Annotated in this window: 15 protein-coding genes; 7 read left to right on the top strand and 8 right to left on the bottom strand. The window is 41.8% G+C overall.

Annotated elements, in window-relative coordinates:
- Positions 1–16 precede the first annotated feature (16 nt).
- The 3 genes from AC04NP_RS20135 to AC04NP_RS20125 all read right to left on the bottom strand — a co-directional run bounded on the left by AC04NP_RS20135 (position 17) and on the right by AC04NP_RS20125 (position 5,268).
- Positions 17–3,439: a SusC/RagA family TonB-linked outer membrane protein gene (locus tag AC04NP_RS20135; RefSeq protein WP_482861736.1), complete on the bottom strand. Its 3,423-nt coding sequence runs from the start codon at positions 3,437–3,439 to the stop codon at positions 17–19.
- A gap of 123 nt (positions 3,440–3,562) precedes the next feature.
- On the bottom strand, positions 3,563–4,609 hold the full coding sequence (locus AC04NP_RS20130; protein WP_482861735.1) for a FecR family protein: 1,047 nt from the start codon (positions 4,607–4,609) through the stop codon (positions 3,563–3,565).
- Between the two features lie 110 nt (positions 4,610–4,719).
- Positions 4,720–5,268 carry an RNA polymerase sigma factor gene (locus AC04NP_RS20125; protein WP_482861734.1) on the bottom strand — a complete coding sequence of 183 codons (549 nt, stop codon included), beginning with the start codon at positions 5,266–5,268 and terminating at the stop codon, positions 4,720–4,722.
- A 297-nt stretch (positions 5,269–5,565) separates the two neighbouring features.
- Here AC04NP_RS20125 and lhgO point away from each other — a divergent pair, with 297 nt between their 5' ends.
- The gene (gene lhgO, locus AC04NP_RS20120; protein ID WP_482861733.1) at positions 5,566–6,762 is read left to right on the top strand and encodes an L-2-hydroxyglutarate oxidase; all 1,197 of its coding nucleotides are present in this window, start codon (positions 5,566–5,568) and stop codon (positions 6,760–6,762) included.
- 145 nt (positions 6,763–6,907) lie between these two features.
- On the top strand, positions 6,908–7,228 hold the full coding sequence (locus tag AC04NP_RS20115) for a rhodanese-like domain-containing protein (protein ID WP_482861732.1): 321 nt from the start codon (positions 6,908–6,910) through the stop codon (positions 7,226–7,228).
- 192 nt (positions 7,229–7,420) lie between these two features.
- Here AC04NP_RS20115 and AC04NP_RS20110 read toward each other — a convergent pair whose 3' ends face one another.
- Positions 7,421–8,401, bottom strand: coding sequence for a YheT family hydrolase (locus tag AC04NP_RS20110; protein ID WP_482861731.1), 981 nt, complete (start codon positions 8,399–8,401; stop codon positions 7,421–7,423).
- Between the two features lie 114 nt (positions 8,402–8,515).
- Between AC04NP_RS20110 and AC04NP_RS20105 the strand changes: the two genes are divergently transcribed.
- The 4 genes from AC04NP_RS20105 to AC04NP_RS20090 all read left to right on the top strand — a co-directional run bounded on the left by AC04NP_RS20105 (position 8,516) and on the right by AC04NP_RS20090 (position 15,976).
- The gene (locus AC04NP_RS20105) at positions 8,516–10,936 is read left to right on the top strand and encodes a TonB-dependent receptor (RefSeq protein ID WP_482861730.1); all 2,421 of its coding nucleotides are present in this window, start codon (positions 8,516–8,518) and stop codon (positions 10,934–10,936) included.
- A gap of 12 nt (positions 10,937–10,948) precedes the next feature.
- Positions 10,949–11,578: a deoxynucleoside kinase gene (locus AC04NP_RS20100; RefSeq protein ID WP_482861729.1), complete on the top strand. Its 630-nt coding sequence runs from the start codon at positions 10,949–10,951 to the stop codon at positions 11,576–11,578.
- A 474-nt stretch (positions 11,579–12,052) separates the two neighbouring features.
- Positions 12,053–15,250: a TonB-dependent receptor gene (locus AC04NP_RS20095; RefSeq protein WP_482861728.1), complete on the top strand. Its 3,198-nt coding sequence runs from the start codon at positions 12,053–12,055 to the stop codon at positions 15,248–15,250.
- A gap of 276 nt (positions 15,251–15,526) precedes the next feature.
- Positions 15,527–15,976, top strand: coding sequence for a MarR family winged helix-turn-helix transcriptional regulator (locus AC04NP_RS20090; protein WP_482861727.1), 450 nt, complete (start codon positions 15,527–15,529; stop codon positions 15,974–15,976).
- Here the strand turns inward: AC04NP_RS20090 and AC04NP_RS20085 are convergent.
- The 3 genes from AC04NP_RS20085 to AC04NP_RS20075 form a co-directional block, all read right to left on the bottom strand.
- Positions 15,973–18,384 (bottom strand): tetratricopeptide repeat-containing sensor histidine kinase, encoded by a 2,412-nt coding sequence (locus AC04NP_RS20085; protein WP_482861726.1) that lies wholly within the window; start codon positions 18,382–18,384, stop codon positions 15,973–15,975. The two genes, AC04NP_RS20090 and AC04NP_RS20085, sit on opposite strands and share 4 nt — an antisense overlap.
- Before the next feature lie 635 nt (positions 18,385–19,019).
- Positions 19,020–20,696 carry a tetratricopeptide repeat protein gene (locus AC04NP_RS20080; RefSeq protein ID WP_482861725.1) on the bottom strand — a complete coding sequence of 559 codons (1,677 nt, stop codon included), beginning with the start codon at positions 20,694–20,696 and terminating at the stop codon, positions 19,020–19,022.
- A gap of 187 nt (positions 20,697–20,883) precedes the next feature.
- Entirely contained in the window at positions 20,884–21,201 is a 318-nt protein-coding gene (locus AC04NP_RS20075; protein WP_482861724.1) for a hypothetical protein, read from the bottom strand.
- A 257-nt stretch (positions 21,202–21,458) separates the two neighbouring features.
- Between AC04NP_RS20075 and AC04NP_RS20070 the strand changes: the two genes are divergently transcribed.
- Positions 21,459–23,243, top strand: a complete 1,785-nt coding sequence (locus AC04NP_RS20070; protein WP_482861723.1) for a tetratricopeptide repeat protein — start codon at positions 21,459–21,461, stop codon at positions 23,241–23,243.
- 191 nt (positions 23,244–23,434) lie between these two features.
- Here the strand turns inward: AC04NP_RS20070 and AC04NP_RS20065 are convergent, their stop codons facing one another.
- Positions 23,435–23,650, bottom strand: a complete 216-nt coding sequence (locus tag AC04NP_RS20065; RefSeq protein WP_482861722.1) for a hypothetical protein — start codon at positions 23,648–23,650, stop codon at positions 23,435–23,437.
- Between the last annotated feature and the right edge of the window lie 5 nt (positions 23,651–23,655).

Here is a 23,655-nt window from a genome sequence, read left to right as displayed (position 1 = left end):
GTATCGTTTGTGGCCGTTAAAAATTAACCTGCCAGCCGAATTGAAATATTCTGGGCTGGGGGGAGGCACCTCCGTCCTGGCCTGTGGCCAATGGAAATTCCCCCTTCTGGAAACTTTGTGCACGTGTTACCTCAGGGTCAAATCCGCTGTAATCGGTAATTGTCAACAGGTTTTGTGCGCCAAAAAAGATCCTGACGTTGGAAACAAAGTTATTGGTTACCCTTTCAAGCACCTCCGGGGGTACCGTGTATCCAAACTGCAGGTTTCTTAACCTCATAAAGCCGGCATCTTCTACCCACCGGTCTGAAAAACGTCGGTTGCCATTGGGATCAGCTTCAGTTGCCCTTGGCATGCTGTTACTGGTGCCTGGACCAGTCCATCGTCCCAGGACGCTGGTGGAAGAATTGGTATTACCACTTAAAGCTTCCAGTTGCTCACGGCCCTGATTATATATCTGACGGTCTCCGATTCCCTGCAGTTGAATGGCCAGGTCAAAACCTTTATAAGCGCCCTGAAGGTTGAATCCATAGAAAAATCCGGGAATGGGACTTCCCAAAATCGTACGGTCATCGGCATTTACTTCGCCATCGCCATTTACATCGACAAACCGGATATCACCGGGCGCTGCACCTGCCGAAAATGCATCGGGAAGGGCTGCGTTGGCTTCCTCCTGGGTTTGATAAATTCCATCAGTTTTAAACCCGTAAAAGTGCCCCAGGGATTCCCCTTCTACAGTTCTGTGTGTCTGCTCACCCCCGATACCCGTAATGATACCGGCCACACCTCCCAGATCTTCCACTTCATTGTTAACAGTGGTGATGTTGCCTCCGATGCTGTAGGTAAAATCCCCAATGCTATTTCTGTAACTGACGGCCAATTCTATACCATTATTCCTGATCTCGCCGAGGTTGGCATCCGCTGGCAGGAAATATCCCGATACAAAAGGCAAAGGCAGGCCAATTAATACATCCCTCGATACTTTATTGTAATAATCAAAGGTAAGCTCTACCCGCCCTTCCAACAAGCTGGCATCAATTCCGACGTTTGACTGTGTACTGGTTTCCCATATCAAATCTTCATTGGCAAAATTGACTGGCGCCGGACCCCTGACCACATTCTGGGCATCACCCAACACATAAAAGATATTGGTCTGCAACGCGCTGAGAAAGGCAAAATTGACTCCTGTAAACTGGTTGCCCGACTCCCCCCAACTGGCCCGGATTTTTAAATCATCTATGACATTGGTTTGTGGAAAAAAACTTTCCTCACTCAATCTCCAGCCTGCCGAAGCAGACAGAAATATGTCGTCACGGTTGTCTTTTGCAAAACGCGAGGTGGCGTCTCTTCTTACGTTGACCGTAGCCAGGTATTTGCTATCATGGGAGAAGTTAATCCTTCCCAAAAGACCTCTCAGTGCCCATTGATCAGCTTCATTGCCGGCAGCGACTGCGTTTCCGGATGAAGCAAATCTCAGGTTATCCGGATCAAACAGGTCCCTGCCCTGTATCCTTACTTTGTCAAATCTAAAATTGGTTTCCTCATATCCCAGCAAAACAGTCAAATCATTTCGGCCGAAACTTTTATTATAAGTAAGTGTATTGGCCCAGTTGGTGGTACGCTCAATAGGTCTCGACTGTACCAAAAGAGACTGCTGAAAAGTGGTGCCGTAGTTGGCATTATTCTGGAAAAAGCTGGCATCTCCGACATTATAATCTATACCTCCGGACATGTTAAAAGTCAATCCTTCTATAATCTCAAATTCACCATAAACATTGCCGAGAATTTTGGTGGCATTAATAATAGTTTCGTTGACCCTTGTATCGGTTCTGAAAACTGTGTTCAGGGCTCTTCCGGCTACCCCACGGTTTTCAGGTGTTTCCAGGTTGTAGCCAAATTCTGTGGTGGGGTCAAATATCTCAAACCACGGCACATTATTGAGTGCACCATTAAATGCCGCCTGACAGCAGTCGCCGACACCTTCTGATTGCACAAGCCTTTCCGTAAAACTGATGAGGATAGACTCTCCGAACTTAAAACGTTCCCCTACTTTTACATCGGAGTTGGCTTTTACCGAATATCTTTCGAAATTCTGCGCCCTTTCAATACCTTCCTGGGCCAGGTAACCCCCGGATATCAGGTAGTTGGCCCTTTCATTGCCACCGGAAACCGAAAGGTTGTGACTTTGGGTAAATCCATTTCTGAATACCGCATCCTGCCAGTCCACAAAAGGCCTGCCCCGGAACTCACTGAAATCCCGGCCCAGTTCGGCTTGTAAATCGATGTACTGATCCACATTAAGCACATCGAGCCTTTCCCTTACCCTGGCAGAACCAACATAGCCATTGTAGGAAAACGAGGCACTGCCCTCCGCTCCACGCTTGGTGGTAACTATAATTACACCATTGGCAGCCCTTGCCCCATAAATAGCCGCAGCAGAAGCGTCTTTCAACACATCGATGGATTCAATATCGTTCGGGTTGATACCAGCCAGAGGATTGGAATCGGTCGTTGAGGAGGTGTTAACGGTGATATTAGTGGTTTGTACAATCGGCACACCATCTATGACCCACAGTGGCTGATTATTACCGACAGTACCCACTCCCCTTATCCTTACATTGATGGGCGCTGCCGCGTCACCGCTGCGGTTAATGATACTGACCCCTGCCACCGTTCCGGCCAGGGCCTGGTCCGGGCTGACGATAGGCTTATTGACAATATTTTCCGCACCAATTGAACCTACAGCACCGGTGAGGTCGGCCTTTTTCTGAGTACCATATCCTACCACCACTATTTCATCCAGGGCCTGAACGTCTTCAGACATGGTGACATTTATTGTCGTCCTCCCATCAATGGCCACCTCCTCAATGCTGTATCCGATAGATGAAAAAACCAAAATGGTTGCATTGTCAGGAACGTTTAAGGTATAATCACCATTCACATCCGTCACTGTGCCGATTTGGGTTCCCTTCACCAGCACATTTACCCCCGGTATGGGTTCATTGTCCGCAGTTGTTACCTTACCGCTGATCTGCACTTCGAAAAGCTCTTCCAGAACAGGGTTAGACTTTTTGTCGGATGTCCGCTTTTTAACAAATATATCATTGTTTACCCGTTTAAAACCTAAACCGGATTTAACTGCCAACTCCCTTAACAAGCCTGCCAGGGTTCCTTCATAGCCTTGGAATCTAACCTTTTTTCCAAGGTTAATATCTTCGTTATGAAAAGCAAATATAAAATCTGTCTTATGGCTGATTTCATCGAACAGATCTCCCAACGTTTGGGCCTCACCACTCAATACAATGGATAAATCTTCCAGACTTATCTTCTGTGCCTCTACATTCTTAGCATTTAAAAAGGAAAAAGCTACACATTGTATAATTGTTCCATAGATGCAATATTTTGAAATCATAATAATTTGCCGAAGTATGCATAATTTCATAGTTTAGCTTGTTTTTAATTGAACATTGTTTGATTAAAACTTGAGTTTCGGAAAAGCCAGCCGCCGCCAAGTTGCTGGCTTTCCTTCCTTTAACTGGAGTTGAATGGTATAATTCCTGTCATATTATTTATTTTTTTGTTTGAGCTCAACGGATTTTCCGTTGATACTGTAAGTCAATGAAAATGAATAGGCAAGCCCTTCCAGGACTGCTTTTAATGTTTGATTCTGAAAGCGTCCCGTAAAATTCCCTTTTATCTCCGGGGACATATGAATTTGTACATCATACCACCTTTCCAATTCCCTGATGACCTGAGCAACCGGCTCTTCGTTGAAATGCAGTATGCCATTTTTCCAGGCAATGGTTTGTTCGGAATCAATGGCTATTTTGGTCAGGCCCCCTCCTGCTTTCAGATATTCAACCCCCTCTCCGGGTTCCAGGAAAAAAAACTGTTTACCACTTCCCTCCGCCCCCCGGACTTCCACCTTTCCGGTCACCAGCGCAATGCACGATTTTTCCTCACCTTTAAATGACCGGATGTTAAAGGAGGTACCGAGTGCTGTAACCCGTGTGTGATCCACCATTACGCTGAATGGTCTCAAAGAGTCTTTAGCCACTTTAAAAAATGCCTCGCCCTCCAGGTAAATGAGCCGGTCTTCCGTAGCAAATCTGGGGGGATATTTTATTGTACTGGCCGAATTGAGTACCACCTGAGAGCCGTCTCCGAGGTATATGGTGGACTTTTGACCGGCAGGATTGGATTTAATGATGTACTCGGGAAGGCTGGTTTCCTTTTCTTCAGGATAGGTGGTTGGCCAGAAACGGGCAATGACCAGGGGGGTGATCAGCATTACCAGACAAGCCGCGGCATACCAACGGTATCTCATCGCTTTTTTTTTCTTGAGGTATCTGATTCGCTCCTCTTTGATCACTGTTTCAGCTTTATGGGAAACAAACAACTTGTTTTGTTTTTTGGCGTTTTGAATCCTTTCAAAAAGGGATTTTTCATCCCATTCCGCATACGCTGCCATCTCCAACCATCGATCCTCAATCTCTTTTTTCAGTTTTTTTTCTGCATTTTCTGAAAAATACCAGGCCAGAAAAGCTTTGGCTTCGCTCTCAGAGCACAGCCCCTTAAAAAATTTATCTGCAAGTTGGCTAGGATTAGTCATAAATTACCTTACTGTGATATATTATATAGCCACTTGTGTAGCGGTTTACTCAGCCACAGAAAAAAAATTTAAATTCAATAAGAAAAGCGACAGGTGAAAGAGAAGAAAAGTTATTTGACCAACTGGGTACGCAGGTTTTTACAAGCCCGGTAAAAATGATTCTCCACGGTTCTTTTGGAAACTTTCAATGTTTTGGCAATTTCTTCCATCGTCAGGTTATCGTGCATTTTCATCATATAAATCTGCTTTTGTTGATTGGGCAGTTTTTCTACGTAAGACCTGGACAAGGCTTCCAGATCTGAAAAGATCACGTAGTCTTCGGTTTGATGGCTAATGTCTGAAAAGTTTGTGATTGCATACTTTTCATAGGCGGCCTGATAGACCTTTTGTCTGCTTTTTTTGATGATGAGTGACTTAGTAATGGTCAAAAGGTAGGCATTAAAGGAGCGGTTTTCATCGAGGTTGGTACGTTTTTGCCAAATCTTTAAAAACAATTCCTGCACGACCTCCTCTGCCTCCTCGTGAGAAAGTTTCAATTTACGTGAAGTATTGTAGATTTTTTTAGCGTATTTCCTGAACAACTTACCAAAGGCCTTTTCGCTGCCTTTCTTAAGTTTTGCAACCTGTTTGGCATCCCGGTTTATAAAAAGGTTAGTCATTCAATGCGCATCTAGGTTATACAAATTATGCATTTCTAAACTTAACAACAAAATTAATTGCCAAAAATTCGATTTATTTATCTTATACCCCTCCTAATTGAAAAATTCATAAAATAAATAGCCGTATTTTTTATGTTTTATCTAGTGTGTTGAGGTAAGGTATCCTGTAGAAGCCATAAGATGATCCCAGGCATTTTTATAACTGCCATGAAGCCATGGACTTTGACCAATTTTATTATTTTTGGGGCAGCTTAAGGCCTGTGAGGGTAACAATTGTGGAACCAACAGATACATACTTTGAAACACGACATTATCATTATTGGAGGTGGAATTGTGGGGTTAGCCACCGCTTTTCAACTAAAAAATAAAAAAAACCGGTTGCGACTCGCAATCATTGAAAAGGAAAATGACCTGGCAACCCATCAAACCGGTCATAACAGTGGGGTCATTCATTCGGGACTATATTATAAGCCTGGTAGCCTGAAGGCCCAAAACTGCATTAAAGGTTACCACATGCTGCTGGACTTCTGCAACAGAGAAGAAATCCCTTATGAACGGTGCGGTAAAATTGTGGTGGCAACCAACGAACGCGAAATTCCCCTTTTGAAAAAACTGGAAGAAAGGGGCCGGAAAAACGGGCTTATTAATCTGAAAAACCTCGGGCCAGAGGAACTGAAAGCATATGAACCCCATGTAAATGGTATGGGTGGCCTGTTTGTTCCTCAAACCGGCATTGTAGACTACAGGCAGGTGGCCCGGAAATATGCTGAAAAGGTAAAAGCCAAAGACGGAGAAATAATAACCGGGGAAAGGGTAGTTAATATAAAAACAACCGCTAACGGATCAGAGGTCGTCACAGATAAAGGCAATCACGAGGCAACATTGGTGGTCAATTGCGCCGGGTTATATTCGGACAAAATAGCCCGTTTAGTAAAAGATAAGCTGGATTTAAAAATTATCCCTTTTCGTGGTGAATACTACAGGCTAAAAAAAGAGAAAGAGTACCTGGTAAAAAACCTCATTTACCCGGTGCCTGACCCGGCCTTTCCGTTTTTGGGTGTACATTTTACAAGAATGATCTCCGGAGGCATTGAAGCTGGTCCGAACGCAGTGCTGGCTTTTCGACGTGAGGGTTATAAAAAGAGTGACATAAAGCTCAGTGAGCTCACCGAAACCCTGGCATGGCCGGGATTCCAAAAGGTGGCTTTTAAATATTGGCAAACAGGCATGGGGGAATTGTACCGGTCTTTTTCCAAGGCGGCATTTACCAAAGCCCTGCAAAAACTGTTGCCTGAAATACGGAAAGATGACCTGGAGCCCGGAGGAGCTGGCGTGAGGGCACAGGCCTGTGACCGGAATGGTGGCCTCCTGGATGACTTCCTGATCCTGGAAGATCGCAAAGCCATCTCCGTTTGCAATGCCCCATCTCCTGCAGCCACTTCCTCTTTGGCCATTGGCGATACGGTCTCTGATTTGGTTTTAAAGCGGTTTTAATGAAAATCATGCCGGCAAACTCCGGCACAGCGCTACGGCAGATAGCCCCTGGCGCAACAGTTGCTCAAATAAACTAATTACTTCAAAAGTCTTTGAAGGGTTTTGAGAGTTTTGTAATATTGATCATCAAATAAATTTTAAATATATGGTTAAGGAAGTTACAGTTAATGAATTGGCGCAAATGAAAGAAACCGGGGAAGATTTTCAGTTGATCGACGTAAGGGAGCCTCATGAGCGTGAAATTGCCAGCATTGATGGGGAGTTAATCCCATTAGCCACAATTGCCGAAGCCAAAGATAAAATTTCCAAGGAGAAAAAAGTGATTATGTATTGCAGAAGTGGCGGCAGGAGCGCCAAGGCTGTACATTTTTTGCAGAGTCAGTTTGGATTTGATAATTTGTATAACCTCAAAGGAGGGATCCTTGCCTATGCAGATGAGATCGATCCGAGCCTTACAAAATATTGACTGGGTCTTTGTATTTATTTTCATTTTATAGGAAAAAACCGCTGTGTCTCTTTGTGTCTTGGTACCTCCGTGGTGAAAAATGATCAACCACAAAGACACCAAGGCACTAAGATACACAAAGAATTTTATTAGAAATGTTGTGTAACTACCACGAGATGTCGGCGCCAGGTTTTAAGTGCGTTGGTGGCAATTTCAGGAAATAGTGTTCTGGCGGATAACATCATTCACAAAAGCCAAAGACCTTTTTTCCGCCCAGTTAAATTCCTCACCCCGCAGGCTGAAGCCGACATGCCCGCCATGAAGCGGCATTTCCAGGAAGACATTGTCATGGTTATCAGCTATTTTGATTGGATAGCACTCCATAGGCAAAAAAGGGTCATTTTTTGCATTGACAATCAAAGTCGGAAGGTTTATTTCCCTCATATAGTTTTCGGCGCTGGCTTTTTCATAAAAATCTTCAGCATCCCTGAACCCATGCAGTGGCGCTGTGTATTTATTGTCAAAATCATTAAACCGCTTAATACCCTGAAAACCATCGGTACCGATTACATCAGGCATGATTTCGGCTTTGGCCTTTATCTTCTTTTTCAACTTTTTCAAAAACCTCCGTTTGTAAAAAAGGTTTCCGCGTTTCTCAAGTGCCATGACACTTGATTTGAGATTACAGGGCACAGAAAAAACCGTTGCACAAAGCAGTACCTTTGGAATGGTCTGATTTTCACCTAAATATTTCAGCGTAAGACTCCCTCCCATACTGATACCAATTAATACAATTATTCGATACTTTTTCAGCGAAACCGCATAGTCGATCACTGTTTTTAAATCATCAGTGGCCCCATGGTGATAAAACCTGGCAGTCCGGTTTATAACGCCACTACAGGTGCGGCAGTTCCAGGCCAGAATGTCCCATTGATTCTGATGAAACAATTTAGCCATGCCCTTCACATAATGCCGGTCCGAACTGCCTTCCAATCCATGACTTACAATCACCAGCCGTTCATGGTTATTCTTTAGCCAATCCAAGTCCAGGAAATCGCCATCTTCCAAATCAATCCTTTCACGTTGGTAGGCAATTCCCCTGACTTTTCTGAACATACTGGGAAGGATGGTTTCCAGGTGTTGGTTGAACAAATAAAAAGGGCGTTTATAACCGGTATCGTTGATAATAGGCATGAATCTTGTGGTTTCAATAATTTACCTAAAACAAAATCATATTGATAATATTGCGAACTAATTTAATATTTTTGCTACTCTTTGAGTAATGGATGCAAATGTATGGTGAGAAAGTTGAAATACTTTTTATTACAAGTTATTTTATCAGGCTTTTTATGGATGGGGGGCACGCATTTCAGCCTGGCCCAAAAGGTCAGAGTGGTGGATAAGGATCTCCGTACACCCATAGAAAATGTAACTGTATATACGGAAGATGGTTCATCAACATTAACCAATGCCAATGGCATAGCCGATATTTCGGGGTTCAAACACTATACTTTACTGCATTTTCAGCATCCTGCCTATGTTAATAAAAGCATTCCGTTTATCGATCGCCAAAATAAGGGAGATACGGTCGAAGTTGATCTGACAGAAAGTATTATCAGCATTGATGAAGTAGTAATTTCGGCCAATCGCTGGGAGCAGCCAAAGGAAGATATCCCCCACAAAATTGTGTCCATCTCTCCTAAAACCACCGCCTTCAACAACCCCCAAACCAGCGCTGACCTGCTCGAAAGTACCGGCCAGGTTTTTGTTCAAAAAAGCCAGCTAGGTGGAGGAAGCCCGATGATCAGGGGGTTTGCAGCTAATTCGGTGCTCATTGTGGTCGATGGTGTAAGGATGAATAACGCCATTTTCAGAAGTGGCAATTTGCAAAATGTGATTAGTATCGATCCTAACATTTTAGAGAAAGCTGAGGTGGTTTTTGGTCCGGGTTCGGTGATTTATGGCAGCGATGCGCTGGGTGGCGTCATGAATTTTCAGACCAAAAAGTTGATTTTCTCAGAGAATCAGCAACTGGCCACCACGGGCAATGCATTGATAAGGACATCCGGTGCCAACAATGAAAAGACTATTCATGCCCATGTAAATGTTGCGGGCAACAGATTAAGTGCATTGACCAGCATTACTTTTAGCGATTTTGATGATTTGAGAACAGGGCAAAACAGAACCAGCGAATTTCCCGATTATGGTAAAAGGGAGTATTACGTAACCAGGGTCGGTACTGAAGACCGGATAGTCACCAATGACGACGAAAACCTGCAGGTACCCTCAGGCTACTCGCAGTTTAACCTTTTGCAAAAATTTCATTATAAAATCGATCCCAAAAAGGATATGGTGTACGCTTTGAACTACAGCACCACTTCGGATATTCCCAGATATGACCGGCTAATTGAGGAAGAGGACGGTTTGCCGGTGTCTGCCGAGTGGTTTTACGGCCCCCAAAGATGGATGATGCATTCATTACAATTTAATGTCAAGCAAACCGGCGGTTTATTTAACCGGTTGAAAGTTACACTGGGTTATCAGAATATGGAGGAAAGCAGAAACAACAGGAATTATCAGGATCCGTGGTTAAGGGCAAGAACTGAACAGGTGGATATGTTTTCTGCAAATATAGATTTTGACAAGGCCCTTGATGAAAACAAACATGTTTACTACGGATTTGAAGGATTATACAACGACGTGAAATCAACGGCTTTCAGAAGAAACATCGATGATGGCACTCGCTCCACGTTAAGCACCCGATATCCCAGCGGGGGTAGTGACTATACGGGCCTTGCCAGTTATATGAGTTATTTCTGGAAAATAAATCCGAAAGTAAATATCAACGCCGGGCTCAGGTTCAATTATGTTAAATTGACCGCCAGGATAGCTGAAGAAGATGACCTTGGTTTCGATTTTGACCGGCTCGATATTGAAAACGGTTCAGTGAACGGTAGTTTGGGTCTGGTTTTCAAACCACAGGCATCCTGGAAATTTGATTTCTTAGCTTCCACCGGCTTCAGAGCACCGAATATTGACGATGTGGGTAAAGTATTCGATGGGGCCAACGGCATAGTGGTTGTCCCCAACCCTTCTTTAGCACCCGAATATGCTTACAACCTGGAAAGTTCCGTTTCCAAAACCATTTCCGGACGGCTCAGATTGACTGCCACTTTTTTTGTTACTTTTCTTGACAATGCCATGGTACGGGATGAATTCACCTTTAATGGCCAGGATTCCATAATCTTTGATGGCATACCCAGTAAAGTAGAGGCCCTGGTAAATACCGGAAACGCTTTTATCTTAGGAGGTAGTTTTAACTTTTTGTGGGATATCAGCAGAGACTTTTCCCTGGCCAGCTCACTGACCTACAATAACGGGGAAGACCGGACCAACGATGAACCACTACGCCATACCACTCCCCTTTTTACGAGAACGAGCCTGATTTACAATCATAATAAAATCAAGGCCGAACTCTCTCTCAGAACATCGGCAAAAAGGGATTTTGAAGATTTGTCCCCTTCCGAGCGCAGCAAAACACACCTGTATACCGAAGACGGTGCGCTGGCATGGCAGGTTCTGGATTTAAAAGCGGCTTATCAATTTAATAATACCTGGAATATGACCGGCGGTGTGGAAAACATTTTTGACAAGCACTACAGGCCATATTCTTCAGGGATTAGTGCCCCGGGAAGGAATTTTTATTTAGCTTTAAGGCTTAATTTCTAGGAAATCGATCATATGCACATAGCAATCGCAGGCAACATAGGATCCGGTAAAACGACGTTGGCTGAGAAGCTTGCCAAACATTTTAATTGGGATTCTGAACTGGAGTCGGTAGAGAATAACCCCTATTTAAAGGACTTTTATGAGGACATGGAAAAATGGGCCTTTCATTTGCAGATTTTCTTTCTTAACAGCCGTTTTAACCAGATACAAAAAATAAGAAGCAATAACCGCACCGTTATTCAGGATAGAACCATTTACGAGGATGCTTACATTTTTGCAAGAAACCTGTTTAAAATAGGAAAGCTGAATGAAAGGGACTATCACAATTACCTGGGCGTGTTTGAGTCGATGATTAAAGTGGTGGAAGCCCCGGATCTTTTAATTTACCTGAAAGCTGATATTCCTAAACTTGTGGAAAGAATTCAAAAAAGGGGCAGGGATTATGAAAATGCCATCAGACTGGATTATTTGCAAACATTAAATGAACACTATAAAGACTGGATCTCAGGATATGACCTGGGTAAATTATTGATCATCGATGTAAATAATATGGATTTTATTAACAAAATCAACGATTTTGCAGAAATTGTTAACAAAGTGGATGTGGAGATCAACGGGTTATTCAGCCAGCCATTTAGATAACGGGGAAGTCAAACGGTTATGTTAAAATTACATAATAACTTCATAATCCCGTAAAACTTCACTATCTTTATAGTGATCTGGAAGCCAGCCCCGCAAATAGGAAGATTTGTTACCATACTTTTAGTTAATACTGGTATCCGGAACGTTAGTTAGTCGATTCCAACTGTTGGGGCCAATGCCAGACAAAAGTTCCGTATTGATTATTCAAACAGGAATAATCATTACGGATGGGGAGATTTGCACTTTGTGCTGTTTTAAAAAAAGGAACCTTTTAAGCGGTAATTTTCAAAATAAAATTGCCGCTTTTTTGGCTTTCAGACACTTGCGGTAAAAATTAAACATTTCTGATAATGCATTGTTGCCTTGGAAAAGTATTCATTTTCAAGGCATTATAGTTTAATAATTATCGAGATTTTAATTATATTATTGTTCAATCCGGCTCGCAAACAGATGTTTAACCTTTAACTATCTCCTATGAAAGTAAAACGCTTACTAATTATTACCTTATGTATACTATTCCACTTTACCCAGGCAATGGGCCAGGTTACAACCGCTTCCATCACCGGTCGGGTAGTTGACAAAACAGGAGAAGCCCTGCCGGGAGCGACCGTTCAGGCAATTCATGAGCCCTCAGGCACTCAGTATGGCATAGCAGTTTTGCCCGATGGCAGGTTTAATATACCAAACATGCGTGTTGGGGGGCCATACACGATAGAAGGCCGGTTTTTAGGTTATAAACCCCAAAAATACACCAATGTGTATCTTTCTCTCGGGCAAAAACTAACCATTGATTTCGACCTGGAAAGTGAGGCCACAGCCCTGGAAGATGTAGTGATAACAGCCAGTCCGGATGATATCCTTGACAGCGACCGGACCGGAGCAGGTACCAACATTAACAATGAGCAACTGAAGATTCTTCCCACTATCAGCCGGTCGGCCAGTGATATTTATCGTCTTAACCCGGCTTCAGACGGGAATTCATTCGGGGGAAGAAACGACCAGTTCAACAACTTTTCCCTCGATGGTTCAATTTTCAACAATCCTTTCGGACTGGATGCTGCCACTCCGGGTGGGCAAACAGACGCCCAGCCGATCTCTCTGGATGCCATTGATCAAATCCAGGTCGCCATAGCGCCTTATGATGTCACACAGTCCGGATTCACCGGCGCCTCTGTCAATGCGGTAACCAAAAGTGGCACCAATACATTTCATGGAACGGTTTTCGGTTTTTTCAGAAATGAAAACCTGACAGGTTCGAGGGTCAATGAGAATGATATATTTGTTCCGGATTTAACGCAGTTTCAAACCGGTTTTAGCCTTGGAGGGCCTATCATCAAAAACAAACTGTTTTTCTTTGTCAATTTTGAAATGGAAAGAAGGGAAGATCTGGGATCCAACTTTTTTGCCTCAGGCACCAATGTGACAGATGAAAATGTATCCCGGGTAGAGGCCGCAGATCTTAATCTCGTGAGTCAGTTACTGGCTGATCGCGTTGGTTATGAGACCGGGCCATACGAGGGTTATACACACGATACTGATAATGAAAAAGGTATTCTGAAACTAGACTGGAACATCAGCCGGAATCATACCTTAACCGCTATTTATAATTTCCTGGATGCCTCCAAGCAAAAGCCTGCCCACCCATCGGCGCTCGGAAGAAGGGGTCCGGACGCTACCACCCTGCAATTCTTTAATTCAGGTTACCAGATCGACAACCGGATTAACTCCAGCCTGATCGAGTTGAAATCAATTTTCGGCAACAAGTTTTCAAACAAACTGCAAGTAGGTTACACCGCATTCCGTGACTCCAGGGATCCGTTTAGTGAACCCTTTCCCGTGGTTAATATTAATCGCGACGGCATCCGGTACATTGTAGCCGGACATGAACCTTTTTCGATCAATAACAGATTAGACCAGGATGTTTTTCAGATTACCAATAACTTTGAAGTCTACGCTGGTGACCATAATTTTACTTTTGGGGGATCCCTCGAACGGTTTAATTTCGATAATTCCTTTAATCTGGGCGTTTACGAGCCTTTTAATTATCCTTACAACGGAGGCACTTTTGGACCGGGCTTTGAAAGTGTACAGGCTTTTGCTGACTATGTCAATAGTGACTCCCTGAACTTTATCGCGGACTTTGCCCAGCGTGTCTTTGACAATAACAATGCCAATGATAGTTGGGCACTGGCCGAAACCAACGTAGGCCAATTGGCCTTGTACGCGCAGGACCGGTGGCATGTAAATCAAAACCTGACCCTGACCCTGGGCATCAGAATGGACCTGCCTCTATATTTCGATACCAAAGACAAAATCCTGGAAAACATCGAACGCAAAGGAGGATTGATTTCGGAAGGAGGTTCCTATGACCCCAGCGTGGTATATTTTGATGAAAACGGCACCCCTGTCTCCTTTGACCACACGGTATTACCCGATCAGAAACCCTTGTTCTCACCCAGATTGGGCTTCAATTGGAAGGTTAATGGCCTGGAAGACCTGCAACTGAGAGGAGGGACAGGTTTATTTACCGGGCGTTTTCCTTTTGTATGGGTAGGCAATCAGGTGGCAAACCCCGATTGGTTTTTTTATAATATCACCGAACCCGATTTTAAATTTCCACAAGTATGGAGAACTAATTTAGGTATTGACAAAAGGCTGGAAAAAGGGTTAACTATTTCCGCCGACTTCATCTACACCAGGGATAGAAATGCCATGATTGTCAGAAACTACGGGTTAAAACCACCCACGGGTACACTGCCAGGTGTCGATAACCGGCCGGTTTACACATTTGCCGACAGAGCCATATTTTCAGGCCTGGGATTTGATTTGCCTACTAATGCGTATGTATTCACCAATTCGGACGAAGGCAAAAGTTTCAACTTTACCCTTGAGCTTAAGAAAAACTGGAACAACGGGATATATACCTCGCTGGCCTATAATTTCCTGGATGCCAAAGATATAAGCTCCATAGAAGCGGAGATATCAAGTGATGCCTACGACCGCAACCCTGCCCTGGGCCATGTCAATACACCACAATTGGCCCCTTCACTTTACGGGAACCAACACCGCATTGTCGGTACGGCCAATAAAAAATTCACTTATAACAATGGCAAAATGGCCACTACCCTTTCTATGTTTTTTGAGTACGCCAAGGGAGGCAGATTTAGTTACACCTATTCCGGTGATATCAATGGAGATGCCTCAGCACTTAATGATTTACTCTATATCCCCACAGACAGTGAACTTGATCAGATGAGCTTTGCTCCTCCGGTTTTTCCTGGCAATCCTACTGAAAATGCACAAAGAGAGGCACTGCGGGAATTCATTGCCCAGGATGAATACCTAAGCGAAAACCGGGGCAATTATGTAGAAAAATACGCCTTGTTAAGCCCCTGGTTCTCTCGTTGGGATCTGAGGATTTTACAGGATCTTGTGTTGAATAACAACAACACTTTGCAACTCAGCCTCGATCTTCTCAACCTCGGTAACTTCATTAATTCTAACTGGGGCGTAAGACAATTACCGCAAAATACCCAACCCATAGGAGTGGCCATCGATGATAATGGTAATCCGGTTTATAGTTTTGATACTAACCAGACATCCACCTTTGTCGATGATTTCAGCCTGGCCTCAAGATGGCAAATGCAACTGGGGTTGCGGTACTCATTCTGAACATTAATGAGGCTGGTGGGTATGATGCCGGAAATCCATGTCCACCCGCCTCATTTGCCTTGCCCTCGTTGATGGCTGCTGTTTAATGACTTTACCATGCCTTCGGCAAATGATGGCCGCCAAGAAAACTTATCGCTGATAATACTTTGCCCCATTAACGCATGAAAAAACCATATTTATATGCAAACCTAAACCCAAACCCACACGCCATTTGAATTTTTTTATTAATTTAGTGTTTAATAACTTCTAAAGTTGATTCTTAAGCTTGAGGTTGAAATGAATGCAGGAACCGACAATGTTAACCGACTAAGCCAATCCCTGGAAAAGCTAATGCTTAAACTGCAGGAAGTGGATGATGCCTGTATTGAGTTGTGTAAAGACATCTCACATCAGGAACTTTCGCTTATTGGTTACATTGGATTGATGGGTGAGGTGATTATGCGGGAGATTGCCGGGCACCTGGAAACCCCACTTAGCACGGCAACCTGGATTGTGGATAAACTCGTCGCCAAAAAATATCTGAAAAGATACAATTCCATTGAAGACAGAAGAATAGTTAAAGTAGGCCTGACCAGTAAAGGCCAGAAAACTTACGAACTTTTTCGAAGATTGAAAATATCAATGGGCGAAAGGATGTTGCAGGATCTTTCTTTAAAGGATCAGTCAAATCTTATTTCGTTGCTGGAAAAAGTTACAAAGAATCTCAACAACCACGTAAAAATCTAGGGGTCGGTGGTTGTTTTTTTATGGTCGATCATTGCCTTAGCGTGATTGTCACTATCGGTTGATGATCTCTGTCTTTTAAGCTTATAAAATTCCAGGATTATTTCTGTCCCCACCCCTACCTGGCTCTTTACCTTGATCTTTCCATTCAGTTTCTGCACCAGGCTGTCGACAATCGATAAGCCAAGGCCAGTAGAATGTTCGCCACCTGTGGGTAAGGCCGATAATTTCTGGAATTTTTTAAACATCAGCTTTTGTTCATCCTCACCGATACCTTGTCCTTCATCCCTGATAGATACCTGGAAGGAGCGCGAAGACTCTTCCACTGTCAAATAAATATTTTTACCGGGATAGGTGAATTTTATGGCATTCGAAAACAAGTTATCGACTATTCTTGTGAGGTATTTAGGGTCTGTGACAATACTTATATTTCTTTTCAACGGTTGATAGTGTAGCTTCAGGTCCTTCTTTTTGAGCCGGTCGTGATAGCCTTGCAAAAACTGATCGAAGAAAGCGTTAACATTAATTTCATCATTATCGGGCTCAGCTTCGGATTGGACGATGGAGTGTAAACACAAAAGATCTTCGGTCAGGCTGATCCCTTCATCACAAACACTCACCATCATTTTCAGATATTTGCGCTGGGAACTGTTCAGCTCGCCATCCATTTTCATCAGCTCGGCCAATCCCTTACTTCTATTTAGTGGTGCTCTTAAATCATGGGCAACAATACTAAGCAGACTGTCCTTTTCGCGATTCAGGTTTTCAAGTTCCCTGTTTTTGTTAAAAAGGATTTCATTCTGCACACTTATCCTTTCCTTTTGATGGGCTATTTCATTGTTTAAAATAGATAGCCGGTCTTTCTGGCTGAGCAGTTCCTTTTTCTGAATGATAATCTCATAATTCTTTTTTCGGAGCAACAGATTGGCTTTGGATTTTCGCTTGTAGTTACCGTAAATAAAAACAGACATGGTCAATGCAAAAAGAAAACCAACAATGAAAGCATTTCTGATCACTTTCTGTCTTGAAAGTGTGGCCCTGGCCTTATAGTCTTTTTCTTTCTGTACAAGGGCCAGTTGCTGTTTTTCTTTTTCGGCCTCATACTGAGCCTGTAATTTGCCTATTTCCAAAGCCTTGTTTTCTGCATGGATAGAATCCCTGTAAGCCATCAACATTTCAAGGTAAGATAAGGCCTTGTGGTGATTATTCTGTTCCCTGAATATTTTGTACAAAGCCTCTGTAGCCTCATAAATCCGTTCTCTCACATCGATCTTTTTAGCCACCTCCAGCGACCTTTCGGCATAATTCAGGGCCCTTTTGTAATTTTTGGTCATTTTATAGGTAAGTGCCATATCCCGGTAAAGTCCAAACTTCACCTCATAATTGTCCAGATCCGAAATGATCTTTTCAGCCTCTTTGAAGTATTGTATGCTTAACCTGTACTTTCCACCCCCCTTATAGGTAGCTGCTAATTGCATGTATACCTCGGCCAGTTTACTGGGATTGTTAAATTCCTTAGCCAAATTGAGAGATTCCTGCGCATAATAAAGTCCGCTTTCATAATTTTTCAGCTTGATGTAGGCATCGTTTATTCTTAAAAGCGTTCTCAATACCTTTCCTTTATCTTTAATTTTTTGACTGATTACCAGGGCTTTAAATAGTGGTTCGGTCGTTTCACCCTCTTTACCCATGGAAAGGTATACCGATGAGAGATCATACAATTTCTCTATCAGCAGAAACTCCTCTCCAAGTTCCGTGAGTTGGGAAATTGATTTTTGGAAATAGGCTAGAGCATTTTCCAGGTCACCCTGTCCTTTATAAATAATGCCAATGTTGTTATCCACCAATGCAGACTGAATTTTATTCCCGGCCTGTTCATAATGCTGTGCGGCGTTGATATAATTCTTAAGTGCCTCGGCATGATCCCCTTTATAGTATGCCAGTTCGCCCAATGCGTTATATCCATCAGCGATGTACTGCATATCATTTTGCTGCATGGCATATTCCAAAGCGTAGGTATAATAATTGGCGGCATTTTCCAACTGGCTTTTGTCCCGGTACACGTTACCAATATAAACGAGGGAGTTAAAAATACCTTTGAAATTGTCAAGCGACCTGTATATTTCCAGTGCATTGTTATGGGCAAGCAGTGCAGAATGATGATCTACTTTCTCAGAGTAGCTCCTTCCCAGTTGATTGAGGGATCTGGCTTGATGAAGTCCGGAAAATATTTGTTTTGATACTTCTGCTGCCTCAGACGACCAGTAAATAGCGGAATCCGGATTTGAACCAAGATGATGTTCGGAAAGATTGATCATGACATCGATCCTTGACGTATCATTGGCTACACGCAAAGATTTGTGCAGACTATCGCCGGTTTGCAGTTGACTAAAACCGACGATCGACGACATGCTAAAAACAATATATATCACCAGCTCTTTCACACCAGCAAGTTAGCTCAGTAATAAATTTATTTAAAAAAGCTAACCCCTGGTATGGCACCCATGTAATTTTCATTTCTAAAATAAATCTTCAAAAATTTACATAAATGCCCAAAAAGAAGCCTTAAATTATTAGATTATATTAAAAACTAAAAAATACTGATAATCAGATATATATAAATATAGTTACATTCGAAAAGGTATTTTTGGCAATTGCCTGATCAATATTCAGGAGGGGCAAAACGTTGAAAAAACCACATTTTAGCAACGTTTCAAGGTCAATTTGATTTAATATTTTGGTTTTCAACCGCTTATTACAATTTAGCTCCATTCCATACTTCTAAAAACGATGATGATCGAGATTTTTAAATGACAAAGAAAAAATTATACTTTGTGTATTAAAACTTGTATTATACCAATAGAAATAAAATTTATTGAATGTAATAAACCTGGTAAATAATCAATTTTGAAAGGAATTTCTTGAAAAACCCGGCAAATACAAGATCATTAATTATCGATAAATATTAGAAAAACACAACATAACCGGAGTTTTAGCCTCCTAATCTTATAATATTACAAAAGCTGTAAGTTCCTCTTTTCGAAAATTAATTTGGTTTTTCCAGGTAATAGGCATTTTCGAGATTCATGATAAGGTCAATTAAATTTTCTTCCCTCAAAAGCGCCAGCTTTTTTCTCAGCCTGTATCTGGCGGTTTTAACACTTTCTGCCGAAATACCCAGGATGGTAGCCGTTTCTTTCATATTAAGGTTTAACCGGATTAAAGCACATAACTTTAGTTCATAGTTGCTAAGGTCTGGTTTGTAGTCTTTTAAAATCTTAAAAAAATCACTGTGAACGTTTTCAAAATACAGTTTAAAATCCTCCCAATTCCTGTCGACATGCAACGAATTATCGACAAGCCTGCTCAAACTGTTGAGCTTGCCTGATACTTTGTCGTCTGATATTTTTTTTATCTCACTGATATTCTCCTTCAACGCTTCCATCAGCTCACTTTTCTGAATAAAGTTAATGGTAAAGGAAGTGAGTTCCCTGTTTTTAAATTCCAACTCTTTCAGCAGCTCTTTTTCTTTAAGCTTTGAATTTTCCAGCTCTGCTTCGGTCAAAGCCTGTTTTGAGGTATACAGTTCCTGATTTTTGACTAATAACTCCTTATTCCTTTTTATCCGCAAGTGCTGCTTACTGATAATCAAATAGGCAATTAGCCCCAATATCAGAATACCGGCTATTAATCCAATGCGCATGATTTTGTCAAATCGGGCCTGCTGTTCCAGAATGGCAATTTCCTTCTTTCCCAATTCCAGCATCCGGTCTTTGTCAGCTAATTCATATTTCGTTTGAAGATTTGCTACCTGTATGGCCTTTTCCTCATTAAATAGGCTATCTTTCATCTGGGAATACAGGTCGAAATAGACCATGGCATTTTGGTATTGTCCAAGCTCCCCATACAGCTCCTTCAAATTAAAATAGATATCTCTCAGGATCATCGTAGCCTTAACCGTTTTGGCATATATTTTTCCTTCCTCCAGATACTTTCTGGCCATTTCGTAGGCTTTTTTCTCTAAATATATACATCCAATCCGGTTTAAATTAGAAGCCGTGCCATGCTTATCATCATTTTCCTTGGTGATACCCAGCGATTCAAAGAAAAAGCCGAGGCCTTTGTCCAGTTCACCTTTTTTGTAATAAAGCACTCCAAGCCGGTTGTTACTTTCCGATATTCCGTACATGAATCCGGAAGTTTTATGTATTTCCAGGGCTTTTAGAAGATAATCCAAAGCCTCGCCGTATTTTTCCTGTTCTATAAATATGGTGCCGATCTTGTTATAATTTGTGGCAATTCTATCGATTTCGCCCAACTCCTGAAATGCTTTCTCAGCATCGAAATAATATTCCAGGGCCCTTTCATCATCCCTGCGATCTGCATAAACCAACCCTATATTCAACAAGCAATTCGCCTGCCCCAAAAGATTAGAAACAGCCTTGTATTTCTCCAAACCGTCATATAATGAGTATAGGGCAAGTTCATAATTACCTCTTGACCAGTGAGATACACCAATCACCCTGCGGGCATAGGCAATACCTTCGATATAACCCAGTTCCTCAGCCAATTCAAAGGCCTTTGAACCAAAATTTTCCGATTGGGCTGGATCGACAATCCAATACTCGAATCCTAGCTCATTTAATATATCCACCCGGATGGAATCAAATTGCCGATGGTTTTCAAGGACCACCAGCAAACTATCGATTTTTTCTTTTGACAATGAATTAAAAAACGGACAGAGAAATAGAATAAATGCTATGGGTTTTTTAAAAACCGTGCGGTGAAAATAATTTACATACTTGACTTACGGATTATGTCCGGTTTAGTATACAATTTCCACAAATAATTTCAGAAGCTCAAAAAAGCAACGCCATTCATCTCCTTGCAAAGCGAACTGCCGGGCACTATCAATCAATGGCGGTTGTCAATTTCCTTACAATCATATCCCATTCCTCATCTTGAGATATTCCAGGATTTTTTATTCCGGCTCGCCTGTACCAATATTCGGCATTCCATTGATCCCCTTCCATCTTATGAAGCAGGGCGTGAATCCATGAGGCATACTGGCCGGGGTCTTCCTGAACAATATTATGTGCTTCATCCCAGTGACCTTTTCTCAAATGCCACAGGGCCTGCATCAGGGTATTCAGCCCTTCCTGAGGGCTGGACAGTGCAGTAATATCAATGAACTCAGAATAGTTCAAATTGATTGATTTTGAAGTCATATATAAAGTTACAAATCAAGTTGAAATATACCGGTAATTTACTCAGCTTTTGCTACTTATCATGCTATTTATAAGCTAACGGTAATTCAGCATTCTGAAAATTGTTTTTCCCGGAATCGTAAAGGAATAATATTTTTAAACTATTTCGCTTTTTTTTTGAATTATTTTTATATTTTTAGATTCACATGTTCTACTTAACCACGTTTTACACTGATTAGCTCTGATTTAAGGGTTCCATTTTTTAAAAAAAGCTTTCTATGGGTCAAACGCAACAATTAAGCCCAAAGGCCAAAATAGATCAAAAAACCAAGGAAAAAATCCGGGGCCTGGTAAAAACTGCCTATGAGACAAGAATCAAAGATGTCAATGAATCGGTGCTACTGATTGAAAAAGTCAAAGCGCTTAGCTTGAAATATCAATATGATTATGGTATTTATATAGCAGATGCCTACATGGGATTTTTCCAGATGATACTGGGCAACTATCAGAAATCCCTGAAGCTTTCCAAAGACGTGCTGGAAAAATTTGAAGATAAACAGTTTAAAGCGGAAAGATCGCTGGTTCTATACACAATTGGCAGCATCTACTATAAATCCGATAACTACCATCTGGGCTTGAAGCATTTACTCGAGTGCCTTGCTTTGCGCCGGGAAATTGGAGATAAGCTGGGTGAATCACAGGTACTGAAAGCTATTGGAACCATTTATGAATTCTTTAATGATTATGAAAGCGCTGAAGAAGTATATGAAAAGTGCTTTGAAGTCAGCCGGTCGATTAATGATAAACTCGGTGAGTCAAATGCCTGCAACCCATTATCAGGCATTTATTTAAAGCATGGAAAACATAAGAAGGCGTTGAAAATGGCTGAGAGAAGCATCTCCCTGAAAGAAGCGGCAGGTGATCAGAGGGGGCTGGCTTTTGCCTATCATGCCAAGGCCAAGGTATTTTTTCGCTTGGGTGAGTACAGAGAATCAGAGCAATGGTTCCTGCGGAGTCTCCGTTTGCAGAAAGAAATGGGAGAGAAGCTTGGAGTCTCTATGTGTGAGATCAAGCTGGGAGCACTTTATTATACCCTTGGTTATCACGACAAAGCAAAATCCTATTTACAGAAAGCCATAAACATAGGTAAAAGCACCAACAGTAAACTGATTCTGTTTAAGGGATTTGACTTGCTCTATAAGATTGCTAAAAAAGAAAACAACACACATCTGGCCCTGGAATATCTGGAAAAACACCTCGAAAACAAAGAAAGCGTTATCAATACCGGCACTGGTTCAATTATCAAAAGCCTGAAAGCCATGTCCAAAATTGAAATGCTGCAAAGAGAGGCCAGAATCATCGGGGAAAAGAACAAGGATATTGAAAAGAAAAATACCGAACTAGACACATTTGTTTACCGGGTATCCCATGACCTGAGAGGGCCCATCGCCTCCCTCCTGGGTTTGTACAACATTGCCAAGTATGACATTAAAGACCCTTTGTCAAAAAAATACCTGGATATGTACCATGAACAGATAATGAGGTTAAACAACATTATTCTGGATTTAATCAACCTCACCAGAATAAAGGGGTGGCAGGCAAGAAAAATAAAAATTGAATTCCCGGAAATCATTAAAAGCATTATAGAGTCATTTAAATACCTGCCTAATTTTTCAAAAATAAAGTTTGAAATCGACATTGATGAAGCAATCGTTTATCACGGTGATAAAAGCATTGTAACTACGATATTTCAAAATCTTATAGAAAATTCAATAAAATATTCCAGGGCTGATGTATTACCTGTGATCCAGGTAGCAGTGGCAAAAGATGATCATAACAACTTCTTAATCTTAGAGGTAAGCGATAACGGTATAGGGATTGGTATTGACTATCATGAGCGCATTTTTGAAATGTTTTTCAGGGCCAATGATGAAAAGGAGGGGTCCGGTTTGGGGCTTTACATATTAAAATATGCGGTTGATAAATTAAAAGGAAAAATCACCCTTAGCAGTGAGCACGCTAAAGGGAGCACTTTCTCGGTCATTTTGCCCTTTGAAGACTAAAAAACCGCCGCTAAGCAGGTTAAATACTACTTTTAGCAGACGAAAACCCACCCGTAAAGGTTTTATTTATCCGCTTAGTCTTTAATACATTTTAGTTTTTCCAAATATTCTTACAAAATCTATTCTTACAAACTGGCTTTACAGAGATTTGATACCCATCGAATTTTGAATATTCAATAGGAATAATACTGTTAATTTTCACCCCGGTAAATTTTTTCAATTTTAATACGGTCTTCTTCCGGTATCTCCGGATTATTCATCAACTCAAAAGCATCACCCGGCGACTTGATACCATACTTTTCGATGACATCTTCTTTTTTCATTCTTTTGTTTCTGGCCCTGATAACAAAGAACAAGATTATTTGAAATAACAAAACAACAACCACAAAAGTGATGATCAGATTCATTGTTT

The organism is Agaribacillus sp. DX54, assembly GCF_056858335.1.
Note: the sequence above shows the minus strand (reverse complement) of the source record. Positions and strands in the feature narration are given on the sequence as shown.

Excerpts from the sequence above, each read along its gene's own strand:
- AC04NP_RS20135 (WP_482861736.1), bottom strand. The coding sequence starts at position 3,439 with ATGAAATTATGCATACTTCGGCAAATTATTATGATTTCAAAATATTGC.
- AC04NP_RS20130 (WP_482861735.1), bottom strand. The coding sequence starts at position 4,609 with ATGACTAATCCTAGCCAACTTGCAGATAAATTTTTTAAGGGGCTGTGC.
- AC04NP_RS20125 (WP_482861734.1), bottom strand. The coding sequence starts at position 5,268 with ATGACTAACCTTTTTATAAACCGGGATGCCAAACAGGTTGCAAAACTT.
- AC04NP_RS20115 (WP_482861732.1), top strand. The coding sequence starts at position 6,908 with ATGGTTAAGGAAGTTACAGTTAATGAATTGGCGCAAATGAAAGAAACC.
- AC04NP_RS20110 (WP_482861731.1), bottom strand. The coding sequence starts at position 8,401 with ATGCCTATTATCAACGATACCGGTTATAAACGCCCTTTTTATTTGTTC.
- AC04NP_RS20100 (WP_482861729.1), top strand. The coding sequence starts at position 10,949 with ATGCACATAGCAATCGCAGGCAACATAGGATCCGGTAAAACGACGTTG.
- AC04NP_RS20095 (WP_482861728.1), top strand. The coding sequence starts at position 12,053 with ATGAAAGTAAAACGCTTACTAATTATTACCTTATGTATACTATTCCAC.
- AC04NP_RS20090 (WP_482861727.1), top strand. The coding sequence starts at position 15,527 with ATGAATGCAGGAACCGACAATGTTAACCGACTAAGCCAATCCCTGGAA.
- AC04NP_RS20085 (WP_482861726.1), bottom strand. The coding sequence starts at position 18,384 with ATGTCGTCGATCGTCGGTTTTAGTCAACTGCAAACCGGCGATAGTCTG.
- AC04NP_RS20075 (WP_482861724.1), bottom strand. The coding sequence starts at position 21,201 with ATGACTTCAAAATCAATCAATTTGAACTATTCTGAGTTCATTGATATT.
- AC04NP_RS20070 (WP_482861723.1), top strand. The coding sequence starts at position 21,459 with ATGGGTCAAACGCAACAATTAAGCCCAAAGGCCAAAATAGATCAAAAA.
- AC04NP_RS20065 (WP_482861722.1), bottom strand. The coding sequence starts at position 23,650 with ATGAATCTGATCATCACTTTTGTGGTTGTTGTTTTGTTATTTCAAATA.